The 23,565-nt window shown below is 64.1% G+C and carries 24 protein-coding genes (1 of these 24 running past the window's edge); 14 read left to right on the forward strand and 10 right to left on the reverse strand.

The window, feature by feature from the left end:
• Window positions 1-1,377: the 5' portion of a H(+)/Cl(-) exchange transporter ClcA gene (gene clcA, locus C2U47_RS05480; RefSeq protein ID WP_039040862.1), read on the reverse strand. The gene continues 18 nt to the left of window position 1, outside the view; only the first 1,377 of its 1,395 coding nucleotides appear in the window; its start codon is at window positions 1,375-1,377; its stop codon lies beyond the left edge, outside the window.
• 209 nt (window positions 1,378-1,586) lie between these two features.
• Between clcA and hemL the strand changes: the two genes are divergently transcribed.
• Complete coding sequence (gene hemL / locus C2U47_RS05485) at window positions 1,587-2,873, forward strand: glutamate-1-semialdehyde 2,1-aminomutase (RefSeq protein WP_043155744.1); 1,287 nt, start codon at window positions 1,587-1,589, stop codon at window positions 2,871-2,873.
• A 200-nt stretch (window positions 2,874-3,073) separates the two neighbouring features.
• A complete protein-coding gene (locus C2U47_RS05490) occupies window positions 3,074-3,886 on the forward strand; it encodes a hypothetical protein (RefSeq protein ID WP_042016292.1) in 813 nt (270 codons plus the stop codon).
• Between the two features lie 46 nt (window positions 3,887-3,932).
• On the opposite strand, the gene C2U47_RS05495 is transcribed toward C2U47_RS05490, so the two are convergent.
• Complete coding sequence (locus C2U47_RS05495; protein WP_043155745.1) at window positions 3,933-4,835, reverse strand: sulfite exporter TauE/SafE family protein; 903 nt, start codon at window positions 4,833-4,835, stop codon at window positions 3,933-3,935.
• Window positions 4,836-5,094: 259 nt separating this feature from the next.
• Window positions 5,095-5,778, reverse strand: a complete 684-nt coding sequence (locus C2U47_RS05500) for a phosphatase PAP2 family protein (protein WP_010675560.1) — start codon at window positions 5,776-5,778, stop codon at window positions 5,095-5,097.
• A gap of 202 nt (window positions 5,779-5,980) precedes the next feature.
• Here C2U47_RS05500 and C2U47_RS05505 point away from each other — a divergent pair, with 202 nt between their 5' ends.
• Window positions 5,981-6,496, forward strand: coding sequence for a DUF2937 family protein (locus C2U47_RS05505; RefSeq protein ID WP_010675561.1), 516 nt, complete (start codon window positions 5,981-5,983; stop codon window positions 6,494-6,496).
• Window positions 6,497-6,538: 42 nt separating this feature from the next.
• On the opposite strand, the gene C2U47_RS05510 is transcribed toward C2U47_RS05505, so the two are convergent.
• Entirely contained in the window at window positions 6,539-7,420 is an 882-nt protein-coding gene (locus C2U47_RS05510) for a LysR family transcriptional regulator (protein ID WP_043155746.1), read from the reverse strand.
• A 156-nt stretch (window positions 7,421-7,576) separates the two neighbouring features.
• Between C2U47_RS05510 and C2U47_RS05515 the strand changes: the two genes are divergently transcribed.
• Complete coding sequence (locus C2U47_RS05515; protein ID WP_043155747.1) at window positions 7,577-7,969, forward strand: DMT family transporter; 393 nt, start codon at window positions 7,577-7,579, stop codon at window positions 7,967-7,969.
• Window positions 7,957-8,277, forward strand: coding sequence for an SMR family transporter (locus C2U47_RS05520; protein ID WP_010675564.1), 321 nt, complete (start codon window positions 7,957-7,959; stop codon window positions 8,275-8,277). Before C2U47_RS05515 ends, C2U47_RS05520 begins: the two co-directional genes overlap by 13 nt.
• Before the next feature lie 90 nt (window positions 8,278-8,367).
• Here C2U47_RS05520 and gloA2 read toward each other — a convergent pair whose 3' ends face one another.
• The 3 genes from gloA2 to hrpB all read right to left on the reverse strand — a co-directional run bounded on the left by gloA2 (window position 8,368) and on the right by hrpB (window position 13,710).
• Window positions 8,368-8,769 carry an SMU1112c/YaeR family gloxylase I-like metalloprotein gene (gloA2, locus tag C2U47_RS05525; protein ID WP_043155748.1) on the reverse strand — a complete coding sequence of 134 codons (402 nt, stop codon included), beginning with the start codon at window positions 8,767-8,769 and terminating at the stop codon, window positions 8,368-8,370.
• Between the two features lie 42 nt (window positions 8,770-8,811).
• Window positions 8,812-11,133: a penicillin-binding protein 1B gene (mrcB, locus tag C2U47_RS05530; protein ID WP_010675566.1), complete on the reverse strand. Its 2,322-nt coding sequence runs from the start codon at window positions 11,131-11,133 to the stop codon at window positions 8,812-8,814.
• A 123-nt stretch (window positions 11,134-11,256) separates the two neighbouring features.
• Window positions 11,257-13,710, reverse strand: a complete 2,454-nt coding sequence (gene hrpB / locus C2U47_RS05535; protein WP_043155750.1) for an ATP-dependent helicase HrpB — start codon at window positions 13,708-13,710, stop codon at window positions 11,257-11,259.
• Between the two features lie 184 nt (window positions 13,711-13,894).
• Between hrpB and thpR the strand changes: the two genes are divergently transcribed.
• From thpR to C2U47_RS05580, 9 genes are all read left to right on the forward strand, one after another.
• Entirely contained in the window at window positions 13,895-14,440 is a 546-nt protein-coding gene (thpR, locus tag C2U47_RS05540) for an RNA 2',3'-cyclic phosphodiesterase (RefSeq protein WP_049635990.1), read from the forward strand.
• Window positions 14,437-15,180: a DNA/RNA nuclease SfsA gene (gene sfsA / locus C2U47_RS05545; RefSeq protein WP_049635991.1), complete on the forward strand. Its 744-nt coding sequence runs from the start codon at window positions 14,437-14,439 to the stop codon at window positions 15,178-15,180. Before thpR ends, sfsA begins: the two co-directional genes overlap by 4 nt.
• A gap of 119 nt (window positions 15,181-15,299) precedes the next feature.
• Window positions 15,300-15,749 (forward strand): RNA polymerase-binding protein DksA, encoded by a 450-nt coding sequence (gene dksA / locus C2U47_RS05550; RefSeq protein WP_029314801.1) that lies wholly within the window; start codon window positions 15,300-15,302, stop codon window positions 15,747-15,749.
• A 109-nt stretch (window positions 15,750-15,858) separates the two neighbouring features.
• Complete coding sequence (gene gluQRS / locus C2U47_RS05555) at window positions 15,859-16,761, forward strand: tRNA glutamyl-Q(34) synthetase GluQRS (RefSeq protein WP_049635992.1); 903 nt, start codon at window positions 15,859-15,861, stop codon at window positions 16,759-16,761.
• A 100-nt stretch (window positions 16,762-16,861) separates the two neighbouring features.
• On the forward strand, window positions 16,862-18,352 hold the full coding sequence (gene pcnB, locus C2U47_RS05560) for a polynucleotide adenylyltransferase PcnB (RefSeq protein ID WP_029314802.1): 1,491 nt from the start codon (window positions 16,862-16,864) through the stop codon (window positions 18,350-18,352).
• A gap of 10 nt (window positions 18,353-18,362) precedes the next feature.
• Window positions 18,363-18,860, forward strand: coding sequence for a 2-amino-4-hydroxy-6-hydroxymethyldihydropteridine diphosphokinase (gene folK, locus C2U47_RS05565; protein WP_039040848.1), 498 nt, complete (start codon window positions 18,363-18,365; stop codon window positions 18,858-18,860).
• A 20-nt stretch (window positions 18,861-18,880) separates the two neighbouring features.
• Window positions 18,881-19,675 (forward strand): 3-methyl-2-oxobutanoate hydroxymethyltransferase, encoded by a 795-nt coding sequence (gene panB / locus C2U47_RS05570; protein ID WP_042864977.1) that lies wholly within the window; start codon window positions 18,881-18,883, stop codon window positions 19,673-19,675.
• Window positions 19,676-19,770: 95 nt separating this feature from the next.
• Window positions 19,771-20,625: a pantoate--beta-alanine ligase gene (gene panC / locus C2U47_RS05575; protein WP_049635993.1), complete on the forward strand. Its 855-nt coding sequence runs from the start codon at window positions 19,771-19,773 to the stop codon at window positions 20,623-20,625.
• Between the two features lie 20 nt (window positions 20,626-20,645).
• On the forward strand, window positions 20,646-20,993 hold the full coding sequence (locus tag C2U47_RS05580; RefSeq protein WP_010675576.1) for a putative quinol monooxygenase: 348 nt from the start codon (window positions 20,646-20,648) through the stop codon (window positions 20,991-20,993).
• 61 nt (window positions 20,994-21,054) lie between these two features.
• Here the strand turns inward: C2U47_RS05580 and C2U47_RS05585 are convergent, their stop codons facing one another.
• The 3 genes from C2U47_RS05585 to hpt all read right to left on the reverse strand — a co-directional run bounded on the left by C2U47_RS05585 (window position 21,055) and on the right by hpt (window position 23,385).
• Window positions 21,055-21,828 carry an ABC transporter permease gene (locus C2U47_RS05585; RefSeq protein ID WP_010675577.1) on the reverse strand — a complete coding sequence of 258 codons (774 nt, stop codon included), beginning with the start codon at window positions 21,826-21,828 and terminating at the stop codon, window positions 21,055-21,057.
• A complete protein-coding gene (locus C2U47_RS05590) occupies window positions 21,825-22,742 on the reverse strand; it encodes an ABC transporter ATP-binding protein (RefSeq protein ID WP_039040845.1) in 918 nt (305 codons plus the stop codon). The genes C2U47_RS05585 and C2U47_RS05590 overlap by 4 nt, the downstream gene beginning before the upstream one ends.
• Before the next feature lie 112 nt (window positions 22,743-22,854).
• Complete coding sequence (hpt, locus tag C2U47_RS05595) at window positions 22,855-23,385, reverse strand: hypoxanthine phosphoribosyltransferase (protein WP_049635994.1); 531 nt, start codon at window positions 23,383-23,385, stop codon at window positions 22,855-22,857.
• Window positions 23,386-23,565 lie beyond the last annotated feature (180 nt).

Here is a 23,565-nt window from a genome sequence, read left to right on the forward strand (position 1 = left end):
GCTTTCACCCCGGTTTTGACGCGCAGCAAGCCGTAAAGTTCGCTCCAGGATCTGGGAATAGATGGGACGCCCCCCCAACCATTGCGCCACTAGGGTTGCCCCTATGGTGGTGATCATCATGGGCAGGATCAGCTGATAGTTGTCGGTCATCTCTGTCACCAGCACGATGCCGGTAATGGGGGCACGTACGGTGGCGGCGAAAAGCGCCCCCATGCCGGCGATGGCAAAGGCGCCCGGTTCGATGCCGAGATCGGGAAATGCAGAGTGGAACAGGTGACCAAAGATCACCCCGAACAGGGTGCCCAGTGCCAGGGTCGGCGCAAAGACACCACCAGGGGCCCCCGAGCAAAAGCAGATGAGGGTACCCACCAGTCGCACCGAGAAGATGATGAAGAGCGTCGCCATCGCATAGTCTCCCCCCGTCAGATGCGGGATGAGCTCGATACCCCCTCCAGTGACAGAAGGGGCGAACAGCGACAGCATGCCAAAGGTTCCAGCCACCCCCATGCCGATGATGACGAAGCGGTGGCGCTTGTTCTGATGCAATGCCAGGTAACCATCCTGACAGGCGAGCACCAGCTTGTTGAAGACGAACCCCAGCACACCAAAGCAGCCCCCCATGAAAAGAAACAGCCAGAGCGCCTTCAAGGCCGGAGCGTCGTAGTGAGGCAGCATGATGACGGGGGATTGCCCTTTCATGTTCTGCAGCATCAGGGTCGCCATGACGGCCGAAATCCCGACCGCCTTGATGGCGAGGAAGGAGTAGCGAAATTGCGGTCGCATCTCTTCCATGACAAACAGTATCCCTGCCAGCGGGGCATTGAAGGCCGCAGCGAGACCACCCGCCGCACCGGCAGCCAGCAGGGCATGGCCATGCTCCTTGGGCAACCGGAAGATATCCGCCACCATCTTGCCGAGGTTGCCCCCTATCTGCACCGAGGGCCCCTCCCGCCCCAGCACCATGCCGGAACTCAGGGTACAGACCCCGCCAAAAAACTTCACCGGCAACACCCGCCACCAGCGTACCGGGCGCAGGTCGTCCATGGCCCCTTCAATTTCCGGGATACCGGATCCCCCCGCCTCGGGGGCAAAGGCATGAGTGAGGAAATAGCCGACCAACCCCAGCAGGGCGCTGAAACCAAAGCCGAGCAGGCCAAGCTGCCACCAGGGGCGATCGGCCAGCAAGTCGACACGCTGCTGGGCCAGCCAGTGAACGCAAGACTCGAACAATCCGCACACCAGGCCTGCCAGCAGGCCGACCAGGGCCGCCAACAGGAGCACCAGCAGCGGCATCTTGTCCCGCCGTATCAGGCGCTGCAAGACTGGAGGACGACGCAGCGAGGCCGCGTCGGCGGAAGGAATGGCTTGTTGCTCCATGGATAATCACGCTCATCTAACGAGGACCAGACACACCTCGGCCTCGGCTGCCCAGCTCTGGGCCTTTCTGCTATAGTCGGCCCGTTTCATGTATCACGGGCGAGAGTCCGGGGCGAGAGCGCAAAGCATACTCCTCCCGCCATCCCCTGCCGAGCCGCAATCGGCAGCCTGCGCCCGGGTAACGACCAAAATCCCATTAAGGATGATCCATGTCAAAATCAGATCAGCTGTTTGAACAGGCCCGCCAGACCATTCCCGGTGGCGTCAACTCACCGGTCCGCGCCTTCAACGGGGTCGGCGGTACACCCCGCTTCATCGATCACGCCGATGGCGCCTACCTCTATGACGTGGATGGTCAGGCCTATGTGGATTACATCGGATCCTGGGGCCCCATGCTGCTGGGCCACAACCACCCGGCCATCAAGGCCGCCGTCATCAAGGCAGTGGAAAAAGGGCTGAGCTACGGCGCGCCGACCGAGATCGAAGTGCTGATGGCCGAGAAGGTGCGCCAGATCGTCCCCTCCATGGAGCAGGTGCGGATGGTCAACTCCGGCACCGAGGCGACCATGAGCGCCATCCGGCTGGCCCGCGGCTACACCGGCCGCGACAAGATAGTCAAATTCGAAGGCTGCTACCACGGCCACGCCGACTCCCTGCTGGTCAAGGCTGGCTCCGGCGCCCTGACCCTGGGTCAGCCCAACAGCCCGGGCGTACCCGCCGATTTCGCCAAACACACGCTCACCTGTGTCTTTAACGATCTGGACTCGGTGCGCGAAGCCTTCACCCAGTACGGCAGCGAGATCGCCTGTATCATCGTCGAGCCGGTAGCCGGCAACATGAACTGCATCCCGCCGGTGCCCGGCTTCCTGGAAGGGCTGCGCGCCATTTGTGACGAGTTCGGCGCCCTGCTGATCCTGGACGAGGTGATGACGGGTTTTCGCGTCTCCCTGCGTGGTGCCCAGGGCCACTACAACATCGACCCGGATCTCACCACCCTCGGCAAGATCATCGGTGCCGGCATGCCGGTGGGCGCCTTCGGCGGCAAGAAGAAGGTGATGCAGCACATAGCCCCGACCGGCCCCGTCTATCAGGCTGGTACCCTCTCCGGCAACCCCGTGGCCATGGCCGCCGGCCTCACCATGCTGGATCTGCTGCTGGAGCCGGGCCTCTATGAGCAGCTGAGCACCAAGACCGCCCGTGTCGCCGAAGGGCTGAAAGCCGCCGCAGCCAGGTACGGCATCCCGCTTGCCATCAACTACGTGGGCGGCATGTTCGGCTTCTTCTTCACCGACGAGCCCGAGATCACCCGCTACGAGCAGGTGACCCGCTGCGACATGGAACGCTTCAAGCGCTTCTATCATCTGATGCTGGAGGAGGGTGTCTATCTGGCACCGAGCGCCTACGAGGCGGGCTTCCTGTCGCTTGCCCACGGGGACAAGGAGATCGAACACACTCTGGCGGCCGCCGAGCGCAGCTTCGCCAAGCTGGCTGGCTGACAAGCCGCAAGATGTGCAGAGGGCCCCGATGGGGCCCTTTTTTGTTTGCTCGTCCCGACAAGGCACCGTAGTGGTGCATCTTTAAGTCCCTCACCGGAACCTTGCCACCTGCTGGTGCGCCGCGCCGTACACGGGCTGTCATAAATCAGGCCCACAATTTGCAGGCCCCTGCTTCAGGAGCCCATTGGACCGAGGTGTATATGGCAGAGATGAGCCCCATCGATGTGCTGCGGCGCTATCAGGAGTACGAAACCGAGCTGGCCCCCCTGCTGTTGGGGCTGCTCACCCTCCCCGAGGCGTCTCTCAAGACCTATGCCTTCGTCGAGGAGGTGAAGAGCCTGGCCCCCCAGATCAGGCCAGCCATACTGGCGCCCGTTCCGGCGGCCCAGGGGCAGCTGCGCCTGCTGGTGCAGGGCCATGGCCGGGAGCTGGAGATCAACCTGCACCAGCTGATCGCCTGGCTGATGGGGGACAGGGAGCGGCGGCGCGCCATTCCCTGGTTCAGGGCCGTCTACGTCGTCCTGAGTCTGGCCCTGTTTCTCATCGTCGGCACCCTCATCTGGCACGGGCTGGAACAGCTCTATCTGCTGCTGTGCGGCACCCAGCAGAACCGACTGGGAGCCTTCAGCGCCATCATCTTCCTCACGCTCGCGCTGGCGGTGTTCGATCTCGGCAAGACCATCCTCGAAGAGGAGGTGCTGCTGCATAAGGACATCTTCCGCCACAGCGCAATCCGGCGCACCATTACCCGCTTTATCGCCGCCATCCTGATCGCGGTCTCCATCGAGGGGTTGCTGCTGCTGTTCAAGGGATCCCTCGGCCAGAGCGAACTGCTCTGGCCTGCGGTGGGGGTGATGGGCTGCGCCGTGGGGTTGCTGCTGGCGCTGGGGCTCTATGTGTTTCTCGGTGCCAGGGCGGAAGCCGCACTGGTCGCCTCCAGCCAACAGACTGCCCACTCGGAGGGGGCTGCCAGAGGCATCAGAAGACGCGCCAGGACCGGGCGAGCGGGATGACATACCAACGCGGGGTGCCCGTGCAGGCGGGCCTCGCCGACGCCAGCTAGCTCGTCGCCTCTGCCAGCGCGGGCGCTGGCTGTCGCCGCGCCGCCCGCCAGGAGGCGTACATGGTCCAGGAGGTATAGATGACGATGAAGGCCACCAGCCATTTGAGCATCTCCATCTCCATGGATTTGACCAGCATGGCCGCCAGCACCACGCCGATGGGGCCGAAGATGGCCACCGCCAGCACGGCCCGCGCATCGAAAGCCCCCTTGCGAATGAAGGTCCCCGCCGAGAAGACGCTGAGCACGGCGGTGGATCCCATCATGATGGGGAAGGCCACCAGCGGGTTCATGCCGAGCAGATAGACCAGGGTCATGCAGGGGGCGAACAGGCCGATACCGACGTTCATCAGAGCTCCGAACAGGAAGTTGCCGGCAAGGGCGATCCCCAGCTTGTAACCGCTCAGCCCCATGGCCTCGCCACCGAGGGGGAAGAGCCCGAGCAGACCGGCAAAGATGAGACCGGCGACCACCAGCAGGGAGACCGCCATTACCAGCCGGATGGTCTGGCGATCAAAGGAAGCCACGTAACGGGCGCCCCAGGCCGCACCGGCCGCCGCCGCCGCCATCATGCTGATGAGGGTGACGGGATCCACGTTGACCACGCCGATGAAGATGAGAGCCTGGGTCACGGTCGGCAGCACGCACTGGCCGTTGAGGGTACCGGGCAGCACCCGATCATCGATCAGCCTGAACTGCTTGTAGCAGGCGGTCTTCACCGCAAAGCTCCCCACCCCCAGGGTATCGAGAAAATTGGCCACAAAACCGATGGCCGCCACCGGCCAGAAAGGGGTGGCTTCGAGCTGGCCATGACGCCGTTTGTGCCACCAGGCACGGACCAGCATAAAGAGAAAGACCAGAGCACAACCGATAAACAAGAAACGCAGAAAAGTGACAAGCATGGGGAGACCTCCAACAACGGGCGGCGATTCTAAGGCAGCGGAGGGAAAAAATCCTGGCCAGGATCATGAGACGACGGGTGCAAACGTTTAGCCCCGACTATTTTGGCTGGCAGAACCCGAATGGGGCTATCCATACTGGTTGGGAGGGCGACAGCCCGGGCTCATCGGGCGTAGTCCTGGTCATTTCGCGACGACCACAGCACCGGTGAGGCGTAAACGAAAGAAGGCGGGGTGACCCGCCTTCTTTTTTCATTCTCCGTCAGGCAATCCAGCGTGGCAGCCGGGGAGCCAGGCGGTCGATCAGGCGATCCGACACGGGAGTGAGCAACAGCAGCGGCAGGCAGATCAGGGAGAGGCAAAGAGCGCCCACATAGACGTCCGTCATCCAGTGCGCACCAGCCAGGATGCGGGGCGCCGAAAACAGGGGCACCATCACCACCGCAACTACCCCGGCCCAGCGCGGCAGATAGCGCAGGGCAAAACCGGCGAAGATCATCAGGAAGAGGGCGTGATCACCGGGGAAGCTGTCACCGGCGGAGTCCTTGGTGGGAATCGCACTGATCTCGGTCAGGCGCAGTGCCCCGTCCACCATCAAGGTGGGGCTGGGACGGCTGACCGGCAACAGATGCCCGAGCTGATTGATCACCAGGGCCCCCAGCAGCATCACGACCCCCATGGCCACCAGACGACGGCGCTCCTGCCCGTCGGCACGGAAGAAGCAACTTGCAAGGATCCCGCCCATGCAGGCCAGCGCGGCCAGATCGAACAGGCGGTTGTTGGTGATGGCCACCAGATCGGCCCAACGGGGGGAGTGGCCAATCCAGCCATTGACCAGCTGGAAGAGGGCGAGATCCCACCCATCCCAGGGGCCGTGCTCAGGCAGGGCGCCCCAACTGAAGGCGATTAGGCCCCCGGCCAGATAGAAAGGAATGAACTTGCTCATGCCGACGTGTCCTTCGAAAAACGCTCATTCTAGGCCAGCCGCAAGATGACTTGCATCACAAAAGTGTAAGAATTCGTGTAACAAAGGTATTCCATCGGCTCTTCTTTTGGCGCCGCCGACCGGGTGGGCAAGCGCGTCCCCTCCTTGGCTCTCCCACCGGTTGCGGCTAGTATGGGCGCTCCCTTCGTTCAGGATGATGATGATGCGCAGCTACCTTCGCATGATGTTGTTTGCCCTCGGTTTGCTGGCAGGTGTACAGATCCCCGGGCTGGTCGATCTCTACTTCCAGCGGCTGGATGCCCGGCTGCAGCAAGCCGGTCTGGCGCTGGCCCCCTTCCAGCGCACGGCGGACCAGCACTTCAATGGCGATCTGCAGGCGCTGGTCGCCCATTACGGTGCCAGCCAGGATCCCGTCTTCACCCAGGATGCCACCAGCCTCCAGCAACTGGTCAACCAGCAGCAGCACCTTCAGGGGGAGATCGCCGTGCGGGAGAGTCCCTGGTACCAGCAGCTCTCCCACCTGTTGCTGCGCGCCGATCCCGCCCTCTGGCAGGATACCCTGCACAACTACGGCTATGTGGTCCCCCTCAAACAGGCCGCCATTTTCTGCGGCGTGGCGGCGGGTCTGCTGGCCTCCCTGGCGGGGGATCTGCTGCTCGGCCTCCTGCTGCTGCCATTTCGCTCCCGCCAGCGCGTCCCCCGTCACGGCCTGCGCTGATCCCCTCTCACTGCCAACCGGGGTGCCCGCCCCGGTTGGCGGCTACTCGAAGGGTTCGAGATAGGCTTCTATTGCCTTCTTCAGCCAGGCCAGCACCTTGCCGTGATGGGCGTTCTCCGACAGATAGACTCCGTAATCGCGCCACTGCAGACTGAACTTGTGCTTCAGGGTCAGCAGCTCTCCCAGGCGCAGCTGGCTCTGGATGAGGGGTGAAGGCAGCACCGCCCAACCCAGACCATCCAGCACCGCATCCCGCATCAGTTCGAAACTCGACAACCCGATATGCTGCCCTCCGATGGGCAGCAGGCTCTTGACCGAAAACGCGTCCACATAGGAGAGGGTGACCTGGGTGTGATCGGTCAGATCCTGCTGCAACACCCGCTTCAGCCCAGCCAGCGGGTGGCTTGGTGCGACCACCATCAGGGTGCGGATCGGATTGAGCACGTCGATGCAAAGACCGCTGCGCTCCTGTTCCTCGGTGATGAGGCCGAAGGCGGCATCCACGAACCCCTCTTCCACCAGGGCCGGCAGCTCCGGCGGTGAGGCCAGCACCAGGGAGATGCTGGTGCCCGGAAACTGGCGACGCAGCGCCCCCAGCATCTCGCGCCATACCACCTCGGGAATGGCGTCGTCCCGGGCTACCCGCAGCGCCACCTCGGCACCGGAGGCATGGTGCTCGCACTTGAGCTTCAGGCTGTTGGCGGCCTGCAACAGCCGCCGACAGTCGTCCAGCACTTGCTCGCCGATTTCGGTCAGTCGGCTCTGATTCGTCCCTCGTTCGAAAAGTTCGACGCCAAGCTCCACTTCCAGGGTTGCAATCGCCGAGCTCACGGCGCTGCGACTCTTGCCAAGTCGTCTGGCGGCATTGGCTATCGAACCACTGTCTGCTGTTTCTACAAAGAGTTGTATCTGATTTAGCTTCATGGCTTCAAACTGGCGGCAGATTATTCCATCACCACCTTATCCCCTGGCCCGCCCCCAAGGCAAACAAGCAGCGACAGCTTTCTCGACGCTCAGCGATAACCTTGCCGTTTCGGGTGCCGTTATCCTCTCTTCATCGCAGCAACAGAAGGAAACTGCATGTCATCCCGTCCCCTGCTTTTGGCCCGCCTCTTTCTGACAGGGGCCATCCTGACCGAGGTCGCCGGCACCTCCTCCATGGCCCTGATTCCAGAGAGCGCGAGCGGCTGGATCCACTATCTGCCGATGTGGCTCCTCATCACCCTCTCCTACCTGCTGCTCGCCAAGGCCGCCAGGACAATCTCCATTGGTATCGCGTTTGCGCTGTGGGAAGGGTTGGGGATCGCCCTCATCACCGCCGTCTCCGTCCTGTTCCTCGGCTACGAGCTGAGCATCCAGGAGTGGATCGGACTGGCGCTGGCCATAGTGGGGATTGTCATGGTGACCCTGGGCGAGACCCATGATGCACCAGCCCCCACCCGCCAGAGGAGGGAAGCCCCATGCACCCGTTGATCATCGTACTGGGCGCCGCCCTGCTGGATATCGGCGCCAACATGGCGATCAACCGCTCCGTCGGTTTTCGCGACAAGGGGTGGGGCGTCCTCGGCATTCTGCTGGTGCTCTGTGCCTTCACTCTGCTCAGCGAGGCGGTCAGTACCGGCAAGATCGACCTGGCCGTGGCCTATGCCACCTGGGGTGCCATCGGCATCCTGGGCACCGCCCTCGGGGGCCTGCTGCTGTTCGGCGAGCGCCTCAGACCCGTCGGCTGGCTCGGCATGATGGTGATGGCGGTGGCGGTCGCCCTGCTGACCACAGCATGATCCCCTCTCCAACCCCATGAAAAAAGCCGCCCTGTTCCCAGGGCGGCTTTTTTCATGGTCAAACCGATCACCCAGATTGCAACAGGCAGCCTAACGCGCTGCCTCGTACAGCTCCAGCGGCAGGCCGTCGGGGTCGGCGAAGAAGGTAAAGCGCTTGCCGGTCAGCTCGTCCACCCGCACCGGCTCCACTTCCACCCCTTGCTGCTCCAGGTGGGCGATGACCCGGTCGAGATCCGCCACCCGAAACGCCAGGTGGCGCAACCCGCACGCCTCCGGCCGGGAGGGGCGCGGTGGCGGCGCCGGGAAGCTGAACAGCTCCAGCTGGCTGCCGTCCGGCAGCGCCAGATCCAGCTTCCACGACTGACGCTCGGCCCGCAGGGTCTCGGCAATGATGGGCAACCCCAGCACCTGGTGATAGAAGTGGCGCGAGCGCGGATAGTCGCTGGCGATGATGGCCACGTGATGGATGGCCTCAAACAGGGGATGGGTCATGGCAATCCTTGCAAAACGGGCAGCCTGTGCTGCCCGTCTTCGTCAGTTGAAGAAACCGTTGAACCAGTTGTCCAGGGCATTCGCCGGGTCCGAAACCGGGCTGGCACAGCTCATGGGCTCGGCCAGACCGGCCAGCTTGGCCGGCACCTGGAGACTGCCGGGACAATCGCTGGCCACCCGGGCACCGCTCGAGCGGGAGAAGTTGGCCCAGCTCACCCCTTCGGGCATCTTCAGCCCCAGGCTGTTGACCCCTCGCTGGCTCATGTAGCCGCTGAACAGCTGCAAGGCGCCACTGGCACCGGTCAACCCGGCCGGGGTGTTGTCGTCACGGCCGACCCAGACGCTCACCAGCTCGTTGTTGTCCATCCCGGCAAACCAGGAGTCACGCAGCTCGTTGGTGGTACCGGTCTTGGCGGCCATGGTGGCCCCGGGGAACTTGGCACCGAGCGCCCGGGCCGTCCCCTGGCTCACCGTCTTGGTCATGGCGAACAGGGTCAGCCAGCTTGCCTGGGGATCCGTCACCCGCTTGGCCGCTTCGTCATGCTGGTAGAGCTGGCGCCCCTCGCCATTCACCACGGCCCGGATGGCCGACAGGGGCTGGGTCAACCCCTGGTTGGCAATGGGCAGGTACATCTGGTTCACCTCCATGGGCGAGAGCGCCACCGCCCCCAGCACCAGGGACGGATAGGGCTGGATCTCCTGCTGCACCCCCAGCTTGTGCAGGGTGTCCACCACCTTGTCCAGGCCTATCTGCATACCGAGGTTGACGGTCGGCACGTTGAGGGAGCTGGCAAGCGCCTCCATCAGGGGCACGCTCTGGCGGAACTTGCGGTCGTAGTTCTGCGGCGTCCAGATCTGGCCATCCTGGCCGCGAATGCGGATCGGCTGATCTTTAAGCGGCGTGCCCAGGGTCAGGCCGTTGGAGAGGCCGGTCAGGTAGACCGCCGGTTTGACCAGGGAGCCAATCTGACGGCGGGCATCCAGCGCCCGGTTGAAGCCGGCGTAGCGGGGATCCCGTCCCCCCACCATGGCGACCACCTCGCCCTTGTGCCAGTCGGAGACCACCATGGCAGCCTCCAGCTTCTTCTTGCCACGCTGCTTCTCGATGGTGGCCAGACCCGACTCCACCGCCTGCTCGGCGGCGTGCTGGGCGATGGGATCCAGACTGGTGAAGATCTTGAGGCCGGACTGCTTGAGCAGATCCGGGCCGAAGCGGTTCTGGATCTCCCGCTTGAGCAGCCCCATGAAGGCCGGGGTGCGGCCATAGCTCATCTGGCCGCGGGCGATGATGCCAAGGGGCTGCTTGCTGGCCAGGTCATACTCGGCCTGGGTCAGGCTGCCGTGATCCGCCAGCAGTTTCAGCACCAGATCCCGGCGCGCCTTGGCCCGGTCGGGGAAGCGCCAGGGATCGTAATAGGAGGGGCCCTTCACCATGCCCACCAGCAGGGCCACCTGATCGATGTCCAGCTCGTTGACCGGAATACCGAAGTAGAAGTAGGAGGCGAGCCCGAAGCCGTAGACCCCCTGGGAGAAGTTCTGCCCCAGATAGACCTCGTTGAGGTAGGCCTCCAGGATCTCGTCCTTGCTGTAGCGGTAGTCGATGAGCACCGCCATGTAGGCTTCCTGCAGTTTGCGCCACAGGCTGCGCTCACGGGTCAGGAAGAAGTTCTTGGCGAGCTGCTGGGTGAGCGTACTGCCCCCCTGCACGGTGCGCCCCGCCAGCAGGTTGGCTGCCATGGCGCGCATGATGGCCACCGGCGAGACACCGCCGTGCTGGTAGAAGTCCCTGTCTTCCGTGGTGAGCAACGTCACCAGCAGGCTGTCCGGCACCTCGGAAAGGCGCACCAGCAGGCGGTCCTCCCGATCCTCGGTGTTGAGGCGATCGAGCAGCACCGGGTCCATCTGGGCATAGCCGAGCTGACGCTGGTTCTCCAGGGACTGGATCCCCTCGAGGCGCGCCCCGTTGAAGGTGAGACGCAGGCCACGGGCGCCGTCGGCACCGTCGTGGAACTCGAACGGCCGGCGCACCAGCTCGATGCGATTACCGCTCACCGCGTACTCACCCGGGGTATGAGGCTGACGCACCTGCTTGTAGCTCAGCATGTTGAGCTCGCGCAGCATCTGGGTCTGGGAGAGCCGCTGGCTGGGATAGAGCTCCAGCGGGCGGCTGTAGACCATCACCGGCAACTGCCACTTCTCGCCGTCGAAGCGCTCGCGCACCTTGGTGTCGAGATAGATGCCAAACACCACCATGAAGGCCGCCACCACCAGAGAGAGCTTGAAGCCCAGCCAGAACAGGGTGCGCCAGATGGTGCGTTTGGGCGCCGCCTTCTTGGGCGTGCGCTTGCGTCGTTGGGTTGCCATAAATCCTCTTGTCGTTCTCCTCGCCATCCCGCTGATGCGAGCGGCCTGCGATGCCTGTTGTGGAGGGGGACTGTGCCACCGCCATCTTGTTCTGATCGTACCGACCGATCACTGTCCCGTCGGCTACTCCTGCAATCCCATCTTCTTCTTGGTCACCCGGGTCGGCATCGCCTCCAGCGGGTTGTCCGGCCAGTAGTGACGGGGGTAGCGCCCCTTCATCTCTTTTTTCACCTGCTCATAGGATCCCGCCCAGAAGGCGGCGAGATCCGCGGTGATCTGCAAGGGGCGCTGGGCCGGGGAGAGCAGCTCCACCACCAGGGGGACCCGGCCATCGGCCACGCATGGGGTGGCGCCCAGCCCGAACATCTCCTGGATGCGCACCGGGATCGCTGGCGCCTGACCCGGCTGGTAGCGGATCCGTACCCGGCTGCCGGTCGGTGCGGTGAAGTGGCTCGGCAGCGCCTCGTCCAGCCGCCTTGGCAGGGGCCAGGGCAGAGACTGGCGCAGGATGTCGCTCATGTCGAGCCGCTTCAACTGCTCCAGCCGGGTCATGCCGCTCACCGCCGGCAGCAGCCACTGCTCGAGGTCGGCCAGCAGGCTCTCCTCATCCATGGCGGGCCAGGCTTCGTCGGGCAGCCAGTCGCGGGCGCAGCGCAAGCGGGCCAGCAGCCCCTCGCTGCTCTCGTCCCAGGGCAGCACGTGCAGCCCCTTGCGCCGGATGCCCTGCAGCAGGCAGCGCCCCTTCTGTTCATCGGAGAGATCCGTCAGCGGCCGCTGGCCGAGCACCAGCTCGCCGAGCACCTGCTGGCGCTCCGCACGCACCCGTTCCTCCCGATCGTCCCAGTCGAACCACTGGCGCTCGCCGACCAGCTCGGGCAGCTGGCGCACCAACTCATCCAGCGCCACCGGCTCGGCGATGAAAATGCGGCTGCCGCGCTCGTTCTGACCCATTTCGACGGCCACGATGGCCCCCTGCCCCTGGCAGGGATGCCCTTCTACCAGATCGCAGCTCACCCCGCCACTGAGCTGATAGCGGCTGCCACTGCGCAGCTTGCCGATGCGATCGGGCCAGGCGAGGGCGCACAGCAACCCCAGCCATTGACCCTGCGGGCTGCTTGCCCGTACACCGAGCCGCTCGAACCAGCGGGCCGCTCCCTGGCGCAGGGCGCCCTGACGGCGGTGGAACAACACGGACAAGCGCTCCGATCCTCGCAGATCTTCTTCCAGCAGCGCCACCAGGAAAGCCGCATCGGCGACAATCCCTGTCAGACCCTCGGATTCCAGCTCCCGGGACCGCAGCAACATGCGGGCGAGGCGGGGATGGGTGCCGAAGGCCGCCATGGCACGGCCTGCCGGGGTAAGTTGTTGCTCACCCTCCGGGGCCATGGCGCCCAGGGCCACCAGCAACCGCCGGGCGCTGGCCACGGCGGCAGGGGGCGGCATGTCCAGCAGGGGCAGCGCCTCCACCCGGGCCCCCCACTGGGCGGCGTCCATCAGCAGGCCGGTGAGCTCTTGCGTCAGGATGTCGGGGGGACTCTGCTCGGCGAGGCGCTCCTGCACCTCGCTGCTCCAGAGCCGGTAGCAGACGCCGGGGCCAAGCCGCCCTGCCCGCCCCGCCCGCTGGGTGGCGGAGGCTTTGGCGATGGGCCGGGTCTCCAGCCGGGTGACGCCGCTCTTGATATCGAAGGTGGCCCGCCGCTCCAGCCCGCTGTCGATGACCACGGAGATCCCCTCGATGGTGAGGGAGGTCTCCGCCACGTTGGTGGTGAGCACCAGCTTGCGACGACCCGCAGGCGCAGGCTCGATGGCCGCTTGCTGGGCCGCGAGGTCAAGACGGCCATAAAGGGGAGCCAGGGTCACATCCCCTGGCAACCGCCCTTCCAGCCACTGTGCCAGCCGCTCTATCTCCCCCTGTCCCGGCAGGAACACCAGGGCACTGCCAGCCTGACTGGCGAGCGCCTCCAGCACCACGGCGCCAACCTGGGGCTCCAGCCACTGCTGGCGATTGGCGGGGCGATAGTGGTACTCGATGGGAAAGCCGCGCCCCTCGGAGCGCACCACGGGGGCACCTGGCAGCAGGCGCTCCAGGGCCATGCCATCCAGGGTGGCGGACATCACCAGCAGCTTGAGATCATCGCGCAACCCCTGCTGGCTTTCGATGGCGAAGGCCAGCGCGGTATCGGCGTGCAGGCTGCGCTCGTGGAACTCGTCAAAGATGACGAGCGACACGCCGGTGAGCTCAGGATCCTGCTGCAGCATCCGGGTCAGCACCCCCTCGGTCACGATCTCGAGCCGGGTCTGGCTGCTGGTGCGGCTCTCCCCGCGCACTCGCAGGCCGATGCGCTCGCCCACCTTCTCCCCCAGCTGACGCGCGAGGAAGCTCGCGATGTTGCGCGCCGCGAGGCGCCTGGGCTCCAGCATGATGATGCGCCCGGGCAGCCGGTGCTGGCGCACCAGCTCCAGGGGCAGCAGGGTCGATTTGCCAGCGCCGGGGGGCGCCTGCAGGATCACGCTGGTATGGCTGTCGAGGGCTGCAAAGAGTTCGGGCAACACCGGGACGATGGGGAGGGAAGACAAAGCGATGGGCACCTTCTGTGACACTTCTGAAAAGGGGTCCATTCTGCCACAGCCTCCCGGCCATCGTAAGCGCCCCTGCCGGGCAGGGGCAGGAAGCGTCAGGTGCAACACGGCAAGACATCCCGGGAGCGGCTGCCATAGAATGGCCCTTATCCGATGCCCATCACGAGGACCGACACGCCGCATGCCCAAACTCTTCTTTGCCCTGCCCCTGCCAGAGCTTGCCCCCGAGCTTGCGACCTGGCGAGACCAGCGCCCCTGGCCCGGCCAGCCGGTGCCCGAGAGCAACCTGCACCTGACCCTGGCCTTTCTCGGGGAGGCCGACGAAACGACCCAGGCTCGCCTGATCGCGGTCGCCGAGCGACAGCACTGCCCCCCTTTCAGCGTCCATCTGGATCAGACCGGCTGGTTTCAGCGCGCCAAAGCCGCCTGGGTGGGGCCCGGTGAGTGGCCGAACGAGCTGACTGTGCTCGCGAGGGCACTGCGCCGCCACGGTGAAAAACTCGGGCTGGGCAACGGCGAGCAGGGCTATCGCCCCCACGTCACCCTGTCGCGCAAGGCGGGCGAGGCCCCCGGCGAGCTGCCTGCGCCGGATTTTCTGCTCAGGGCCGATCGCTTCTGCCTCTATCAATCCGTCAGCACGCCGGACGGCGTCCACTACGAACCGCTCGCCTGCTGGCCCCTGCGGGCCCGCGTCAAAAACCCGCACCGCGAGGAGCTCACCCCATGATCTTCGATCCCCCCCTGCAGTCCGGGCAGCTGATCTCCCGCTACAAGCGCTTTCTGACGGATGTCACGCTCGACAACGGCGAGGTGATCACCATCCACTGCGCCAATACCGGTGCCATGACCGGCTGCGCCCTGCCGGGCACCCGGGTCTGGTACTCCACATCCGACAACCCCAAGCGCAAGCTGCCAAACAGTTGGGAAATCGCCGAGAGCCCGGCGGGTCACTTCATCTGCGTCAACACGGCCCGTGCCAACCAGATCGCCCGGGAGCTCATCGAACAGGGCGCCCTCGCCCCCCTGGCAGGCTATGCCAGGCTGCGCACCGAAGTGAAATACGGGGAAGAGAACAGCCGCATCGACCTGCTGCTGGAAGATGACCACAGACCGGATTGTTACATCGAGGTGAAATCCGTCACCCTGCTCGACGAGCGGGAGCAACCCGGCATGGGGTACTTCCCCGATGCGGTCACCACCCGCGGCGCCAAGCACTTGCGTGAATTGATGGCCATGAAGGCGGCAGGGCACCGGGCCGTGCTGCTGTTCATGGTATTGCACTCCGGCATCGCGAGAATGCGCCCTGCAGCCCATATCGATCCGCACTATAGTCAGCTTGTTGAACAGGCTATGGCGGCAGGGGTTGAAATTTTATGCTATCGCCCCCATGTTGGGGTGCAGGGCATGGTGGCTCAGGATTTTATCCCATTTGAATCTGACCATATGCTACCCGAGGGCAGAGAATAAATGCAGAAGTGGGTAACATTATTGATAAGGCTTGTTTGCCTCCCGTTGACCCTTCTGCTATAGATGTCGCCCTCAATTTATGGATGGCACGGGTAGCGTGCTGAATTAGGAGACAGGGCATGCCAACAGGCGAAAACAGGAAATCTCTGGGCCCCCTGGCCATTGCGGGTGTAGAGCCTTACCAGATGAAAGCCGGTGAGGAGTACATGAATGACCAACAGAAGGTACATTTTCGCAAGATCCTGGGAGCCTGGCGCAACCAACTGATGCAGGAAGTTGACCGCACCGTCGACCACATGAAGGATGAGGCTGCCAACTTCCCGGATCCCGTGGATCGCGCCGCGCAAGAAGAAGAGTTTGCTCTCGAACTGCGCACCCGCGACCGTGAACGCAAGCTGATCAAGAAGATCGAGAAAACCTTGCTGCTGCTCGAAGAAGATGACTTCGGTTACTGCGAGCATTGCGGCATCGAGATCGGCATCCGCCGTCTGGAAGCCCGTCCGACCGCAGACCTCTGCGTGGACTGCAAGACGCTGGCCGAGATCAAGGAAAAACAGATGGCTGGCTGATGCCGCCCATCCACAGGAACGAAAAGGGAGCCCAGGCTCCCTTTTTTATTGAGCTTTTGGTCGGGCCGTCCCAGAATGCAGCCTCAATGCATCGCCTACCCGAATTGCCATGGTCATGACATCCCCCCCCTCCCGACGCCCCTATGTGGGCCGCTTCGCCCCCTCACCGTCCGGTCCGCTCCACTTCGGCTCCCTGGTCGCCGCCCTTGGCAGCTTCTTGCAGGCCAGGGCGCAGCAGGGACGCTGGCTGGTGCGCATCGAAGACATCGACCCCCCGCGGGAGATGCCGGGAGCGGCTGACCTTATCCTCACCACCCTGGAGGCACACGGTCTTGGCTGGGATGGGGAGGTGATGTTCCAGAGCGCGCGCCATGGCCGCTATGACGAGATCATCGATCAGCTCTATCGGGCCGGGGATCTCTACTGGTGTCGCTGTACCCGACGCGAAATCATGGCCGCAGGGGGGTTCTACAACGGTCATTGCCGCACCCTGGGGCTGACCGCCGAGGGGTGTGCCGCCCGTTTGCGCCAGCACCACCCGGTCTATCGGTTCGAGGATGCGCTGCAGGGAGAGATCACCGTCCCCGCGGCGCTGGCGGAGGAGGACTTCATCGTGCGCCGCCGGGACGGGCTCTACGCCTACAACCTGGCGGTGGTGGTGGATGACATGGACAGCGGCATCACCGAGATCGTCCGCGGCGCCGATCTGCTGGAGCCCACTGTGCGCCAGATTGCCCTCTACCAGACCCTGGGGGCAGAGGTGCCCGCCTGGGTGCACTTGCCGCTGGCGGTGCAAGCGGATGGCAACAAGCTCTCCAAGCAGAACCATGCGCCGGCGCTGTCGCAGGACGAGGTACGACCGGCCCTGTGGCAGGCGCTGCACTTTCTCGGTCAGTGCCCGCCGCCCGAGCTGATGGCGAGCCGGATCGACGAGATCATCGGCTGGGGCATCGCCCACTGGCAGCTGGCCCGGGTACCCCGCCAGCAGAAGATCCCGCAAGGGCAAAGCTAGCCCCGGCTGCATTTCTTGCCCCAAAAGGACCAATCAAGGGGAAGCAGGCCACACCGTTTCTCATTTGGTTGGGGCTGAGCTATGATAGGCCGCTATTTTTTTGGCCTCCCGTCAATTTGAAGTCATAACGAGGTGTACCATTTTTTCCCAGATCGCAAACTTTTGCCGCAAAGTGCTCGGCAAGGAAGACGGCGAGCAGTCGGTGGAGTCCCCCATTCCGGCCCGTGTCGCCGGACAGCGCCGTACCTTGAGCCGTGACCAGCACCCGATTTCGCGCAAAGAGATCAGCGAGAATGCCCTCAAGGTGCTCTATCGCCTGAACAAGGGGGGCTATGAGGCCTACCTGGTCGGCGGCGGCGTCCGTGACCTGCTGCTCGGGAAGACCCCCAAGGATTTCGACATCGCCACCGACGCGACGCCGGAGCAGATCAAGGCGCTGTTCAGCAACTGCCGCCTGATTGGCCGCCGTTTCCGCCTGGCCCACATCGTCTTTGGTCGTGACGTGATCGAAGTGGCCACCTTCCGGGGTCACCACCATCAGGTCAATACCAGCAAGCATGTGTCGGCCCAGTCCGATGAAGGCATGCTGCTGCGGGACAACGTCTACGGCACCATCGAAGAGGATGCCGAGCGTCGCGACTTTACCGTCAACGCCCTCTACTACAGCGCCAAGGATTTCACCCTGCACGATTTCGAGGGCGGGCTGGAAGATCTGGCCGCGCGCAGGCTGGAGCTCATCGGTGACCCCGAGACCCGCTACCGGGAAGATCCGGTGCGGATGCTGCGTGCCGTGCGCTTCGCCGCCAAGCTCGACATGACCATCAGCCCGCGCACCGCCGCGCCCATCCGGGAGCTCGCCCCGCTGCTGCAGGACATCCCGGCCGCCCGCCTGTTCGAGGAGACCCTCAAGCTGTTCCTGGCGGGGGACGGTCTGGCCACCTACAAGCTGCTGCGGGAATACGGGCTGTTCCAGCCGCTGTTCCCCCAGGTAGCCGCCCTGTTCACGCCCCACGGCAACTCGCCCTACGAGCAGTTCATCGAGCAGGCGCTGATGGACACCGATACCCGGGTCCGTGAAGAGAAGCGCGTCACCCCCGCCTTCCTCTACGCCACCCTGCTGTGGGGCGCCGTCGAGGCCCGCGGCCGGGTGCTGGAAAACGAGAGCGGTCTGCCCTGGTACGATGCCTTCATGCTGGCCATCAACGAGGTGCTGGACAACCAGGTGCGGATCATCGCCGTGCCGCGCCGCTTCACCACGGACGTGCGCGACATCTGGGCCCTGCAGCAGCGCCTGACCCGCCGCCAGGGCAAGCACCCCGAGCGCGCCATGGAGCACCCGAAATTCCGTGCGGCCTTCGACTTCCTGTTGCTGCGCAACCGGGTCGAGCGCGGCCTCGGCGAGCTGGCGAGCTGGTGGGAGCGCTATGTGGCCTCCAACCCGGATGTGCGCCCGCAACTGCAACGGGAGGCGACCCGCCGCCCGGCGAGCGGCGAGCGCGCCGACTCCCGCAGCGGTGATGGCGAGAAGCGCAGCGGCAATGGCCGCAACCGCCGTCGCCCCCGTCGCCGCAAGCCGAAGTCGGCGGAGTAAGGATCCGCCGATGATCGAGGTCTTCGTCGCCATCGGCTCCAACCTGGCCGACCCCCTCGGCCAGGCTCGTCGCGCCATCGCCGCGCTGGCGACCCTGCCCGAGTCAGAGCTGCTGCAGACCTCCCACCTTTACGGCAGCCGCCCCATGGGCCCTGCGGATCAGCCGGACTACGTCAATGCCGTGGCGCGCCTTGCCACTCGCCTCAGCCCTCTGGCGCTGCTGGACGAGCTGCAGCGCATCGAGCAGGCACAGGGGCGAGTGCGCAAGGATGAGCGCTGGGGCCCCCGGACCCTGGATCTCGATCTGCTGCTGTACGGTGACGAGGTCATCCGACATGAGCGCCTGACGGTGCCTCACTATGGCATGAAGGAGCGGGAGTTCGTCCTGCTGCCCCTTGCCGAGATAGCCCCCTCCCTGGTGCTGCCCTGCGGCACCCCGCTCACCGAACTGGTTGCCCGCTGCCCGCGCAATGGACTCGCGATCCTGGCCGGTGCAGCAGGCGAGTAGAGAAGAGTAGGAACAACGTAATGAGCAAGATCACCATTACCCACCTGCAGAAGATGAAGCAGGACGGACAGAAAATCACCGCCATCACCGCCTATGACGCCACCTTCGCCAAGCTGTTCGACGACGAGGGCGCCCAGGTGCTGCTCATCGGCGACTCCCTCGGCATGGTATTGCAGGGCGGAGACGACACCCTGGCGGTCAGCATGGACGAGATGGTCTATCACACCCGCTGCGTGGTGCGCGGTACCACCAATGCCCTGGTGGTGACCGACATGCCGTTCATGAGCTACGCCACCCCGGAGCAGACCTACCAGAACGCGGCGCGCCTGATGGCGGCCGGTGCCCGCATGGTGAAGATGGAAGGGGGGGACTGGCTGTGCGACTCCATCCGCCACCTGACCCGCAATGGGGTGCCGGTGTGCGGCCATCTCGGCCTGACCCCGCAATCCGTCCACGTGTTTGGCGGCTTCAAGGTGCAGGGGCGCGACGAATTCCACGCCCAGGAGATCTACCGCCAGGCACTGGAGCTGCAAGCGGCCGGCATCCAGTTGCTGGTGCTCGAGTGCGTGCCCGTCTCTCTGGCAGAGCGCATCACCAAGGCGCTGCGCATTCCGGTGATCGGCATCGGTGCCGGCCCTGCCACCGACGGCCAGATCCTGGTGATGCACGATGCCTTCGGCATCACCTCGGGTTATGTGCCCAAGTTCACCAAGAACTTCCTGGCCGAGACCGGTGACATGCGTGCCGCCATTCGTCTCTACGTGCAGCAGGTGAGCGAGGGGACCTTCCCCGGCCCCGAGCACTGCTTCAACTGACTTTCTGTCGTCATGAGCGCGGGGGCCTGTGCCCCCGTCTCGCCCTCCCCCTGACGGCCCCCTCTTTTATTGATTCATCTGAAGGTGAACTGACGATGTTGGTTGTGAACAATCCCGCCGCGCTGCGCGAGCAGATCGGTCAATGGCATCGCGAAGGCCGCGCCATCGCATTCGTGCCCACCATGGGCAATCTGCATCAGGGTCATCTCACCCTGGTCGAGGAGGCCCGCCGCCATGGCGACAAGGTGGTGGTCAGCATCTTTGTGAACCCCTTGCAGTTCGACAAGGCCGAGGATCTCGCCAACTACCCCCGCACCCTGGAGCAGGATTGCGCCGCCCTGGAGGCCGCCGGTGTGGACCTGGTCTTCACACCGACGCCGGAGATCATGTATCCCCAGGGGCTCGCCAGCCAGACCTTCGTCGAGGTGCCCGGCATCTCCAGCCTGCTGGAAGGGGCGCTGCGTCCGGGGCATTTTCGCGGGGTCAGCACCGTGGTCACCAAGCTGTTCAATCTGGTACAGCCGAACGTGGCCTGCTTTGGCGAGAAGGATTACCAGCAGCTCGCGCTCATTCGCAAGATGGTGGCCGACATGGCCATGCCCATCGAGATCGTGGGCGTGCCGACCGTGCGGGCCGAAGACGGGCTTGCCCTCTCTTCGCGCAACGGCTATCTGACCGCTGCCGAACGGGCCATCGCCCCCGAGCTCGCGCGCACCATGAACTGGATTGCCGAGCAGATTGAAACGGGGAACAGTCACCTCCCCTCCCTGGTTGCCCAGGCCAGCCAACGCCTCGACAACGCGGGATTCAGGACGGATGCCATCGACATCGTCGATGCCGACACCCTGGAATCCGCCAGCGCCGAGAGCCAGCGCCTGGTGATCCTGATGGCCGCCTATCTGGGCAAGGCCCGCCTCATCGACAACCGGGTCGTCGCCCTGCGGGGCTGAGACACGGCAAGGAGACCACGATGTCCAAGAAGGTTTACTGCATCGCCCAGTTCCAGCCCAAGCCGGGCCAGGAGCAGGCCCTGTTCCGCGTCCTGCAAGGGCTCGAACCCGACACCCTGCGTGAAGATGGCTGCCTGCAGTACATCGTCACCCGCCATATCCAGAGCCCCTTTGCCGAGGGGGAGAGCTTCCCCATCGTCTTCAACGAGATCTGGCGCGACATGGCGAGCTTCGAGGCCCACTGCCAGCGCGCCGGTATCAAGGCCTTCTTCGAGCGCTACTGCCTCGCAGATGATGGCCTCGCGGCCAAGTGGAACGTCTGCGTCTACAGCGACGAGCCCGCGGACTACGACGCCCCGGCCCTCTGAGACCGACATGTGCAAATAAAAAGGCGCCCGAGGGCGCCTTTCTTGCTGGCAGGTGTGCGCCTCAGTGGCGCAGACCGGTGCCGCGGGAGATGAGCCACCAGGCCATCCCGTAGAGCACCAGGATGAAGCCGATGATGATGAGATAGGCGGTGCCGAGGGGCACGTCGGAGATCCCGAGGAAGCCGTAGCGGAACGCGTTCACCATGTAGATGATGGGGTTCACCTGGGAAACCCCCTGCCAGAACGGCGGCAGCAGGGTGATGGAGTAGAAGACGCCCCCCAGATAGGTCAGGGGAGTCAGGATGAAGGTCGGGATGATGCTGATGTCATCGAACGACTTCGCGAACACCGCGTTGATGAGCCCCCCCAGGGAGAAGAGGATGGAGGTGAGCAGCACGGTCACGCAGACGCTGAACAGGTGATGGATCTGCAGCGGCACGAAGAACAGCGACACCAGGGTGACGATGAGGCCGACACAGAGGCCGCGCGCCACGCCACCGCCCACATACCCCGCGATGATGATGTAGTTGGGCACCGGCGCCACCAGCAGCTCCTCCACGTTGCGCTGGAACTTGGCGCTGTAGAAGGAGGAGGCGACGTTGGAGTAGGAGTTGGTGATGACCGACATCATGATGAGGCCGGGCACGATGAACTCCATGTAGCTGAAGCCCCCCATGTCACCGATGCGCGAGCCTATGAGGTTGCCGAAGATGACGAAGTAAAGGCTCATGGTGATGGCGGGCGGCACCAGGGTCTGGATCCAGATCCGGGTGAAGCGGCTCACTTCCTTGGCCAGAATGCTCTTGAAGGCGATGTAATAGGTCATGGGGTTCATGCTTTGCGACCCTCCTCTACCAGATTGACGAACAGCTCTTCCAGCCGGTTCGCCTTGTTGCGCATGCTGAGCACCTTCACCCCCTGGGCGGAGAGCTGCTCGAACAGGCTGTTGAGGGACTGGCTCTTCTCCAGCTCCACTTCCAGGGTGTTCTCATCCTGCATCCGGCCGTTGAACTCGGGCAGGGCCGGTACGGTGGAACCCGGCACCAGATCCAGCAGGAAGGTCTCGCGACCCAGCTTGCCGAGCAGGCTCTTCATGCTGGTGTTCTCGATGAGACGGCCCTTGTCGATGATGCCGATGTTGCGGCACAGCATCTCGGCCTCTTCCAGGTAGTGGGTGGTCAGGATGATGGTCACCCCCTGCTCGTTGAGATCCTTGAGGAAACTCCACATGGAGCGGCGGATCTCGATGTCCACCCCGGCGGTCGGCTCATCTAGGATCAGCAGCTTGGGCTCATGCATCAGGGCGCGGGCAATCATCAACCGGCGCTTCATGCCACCGGAGAGAGTGCGGGCGGCCATGTCGCGCTTGTCCCACAGATCGAGCTGGCGCAGGTACTTCTCGGCGCGCACCTTGGCCTCGGCCCGCGGCACTCCATAGAAACCGGCCTGATGAGTCACTATCTGGCTCACCTTCTCGAACTGGCTGAAGTTGAACTCCTGGGGCACCAGGCCGAGCTGGGACTTGGCCAGCTCCAGATCGGTATCGATGTCATGACCGAATACCTTCACCTTGCCGGCACTCTTGTTGACCAGTGAGCTGATCACGCCGATGGTGGTGGATTTGCCCGCCCCGTTGGGACCGAGCAGGGCGAAGAAATCCCCCTGTTTGACGGTGAGATCGATGCCCTTGAGGGCTTCGACGCCCCCCTGATAGGTCTTCTTCAGACCGCTGATTTCCAATGCGTTCATTGCAACCCCTGTGATGGATGAGCCCATCTCGAGACAGAAAAGGCGGCTGTGACGCCGCCTGAAGACAGTCGATGGCGGGCCGGCCAGCCTGCCTTGCTACTTCGGACCCGGCTTACTCTTTCGGTACCACCTTGCCGATGAAAGGCAGGTTACGGTACTTCTGGGCGTAGTCAATGCCACAGCCCACCACGAACTCGTCCGGGATGGAGAAGCCAAGCCAGTCCACCGGCACCTGAACCTCGCGGCGGGACGGTTTGTCCAGCAGGGTGCAGATGGCCAGGGATTTCGGCTCGCGCAGGGAGAGGATCTCGCGCACCTTGTTGAGGGTGTAACCGGTGTCGATGATGTCCTCCACGATCACCACGTCCTTGCCTTTGATGTCGTCATCCAGATCCTTGAGGATGCGCACGTCACGGGTGCTGTGCATACCGGAGCCATAGCTGGAGGCAGTCATAAAGTCCAGGGTGATGGGCAACTGGCACTGACGGCAGAGATCCGCCAGGAAGACGCAGGAGCCGCGCAGCAGGCCTATCATGACCACTTCCTCGGAGCCCTGGTAACGGGCGGTAATCTCTTCACCCAGCGTGGCGATCCGGGCTGCAACCTCGGCCTCGGGGATCATCACCTCGACAATGTGTTTCATCACATACTCCAATAATGACCAAAGGGTTATTGGCCGTTCATTAACGTCAAAACCGAGGATTCTACCACTCCAACCAGTGGGCGTCAGGCATACGTGATGCTTTTATCGGCTTATTTTAATTGATAGAGTTAGCAAGCCTTCGGGCATTATCGGTGACAATACTATAAACACCATAATCAA

Source organism: Aeromonas sp. ASNIH7, assembly GCF_002903485.1.
In the GTDB taxonomy this organism is placed as follows: domain Bacteria; phylum Pseudomonadota; class Gammaproteobacteria; order Enterobacterales; family Aeromonadaceae; genus Aeromonas; species Aeromonas caviae.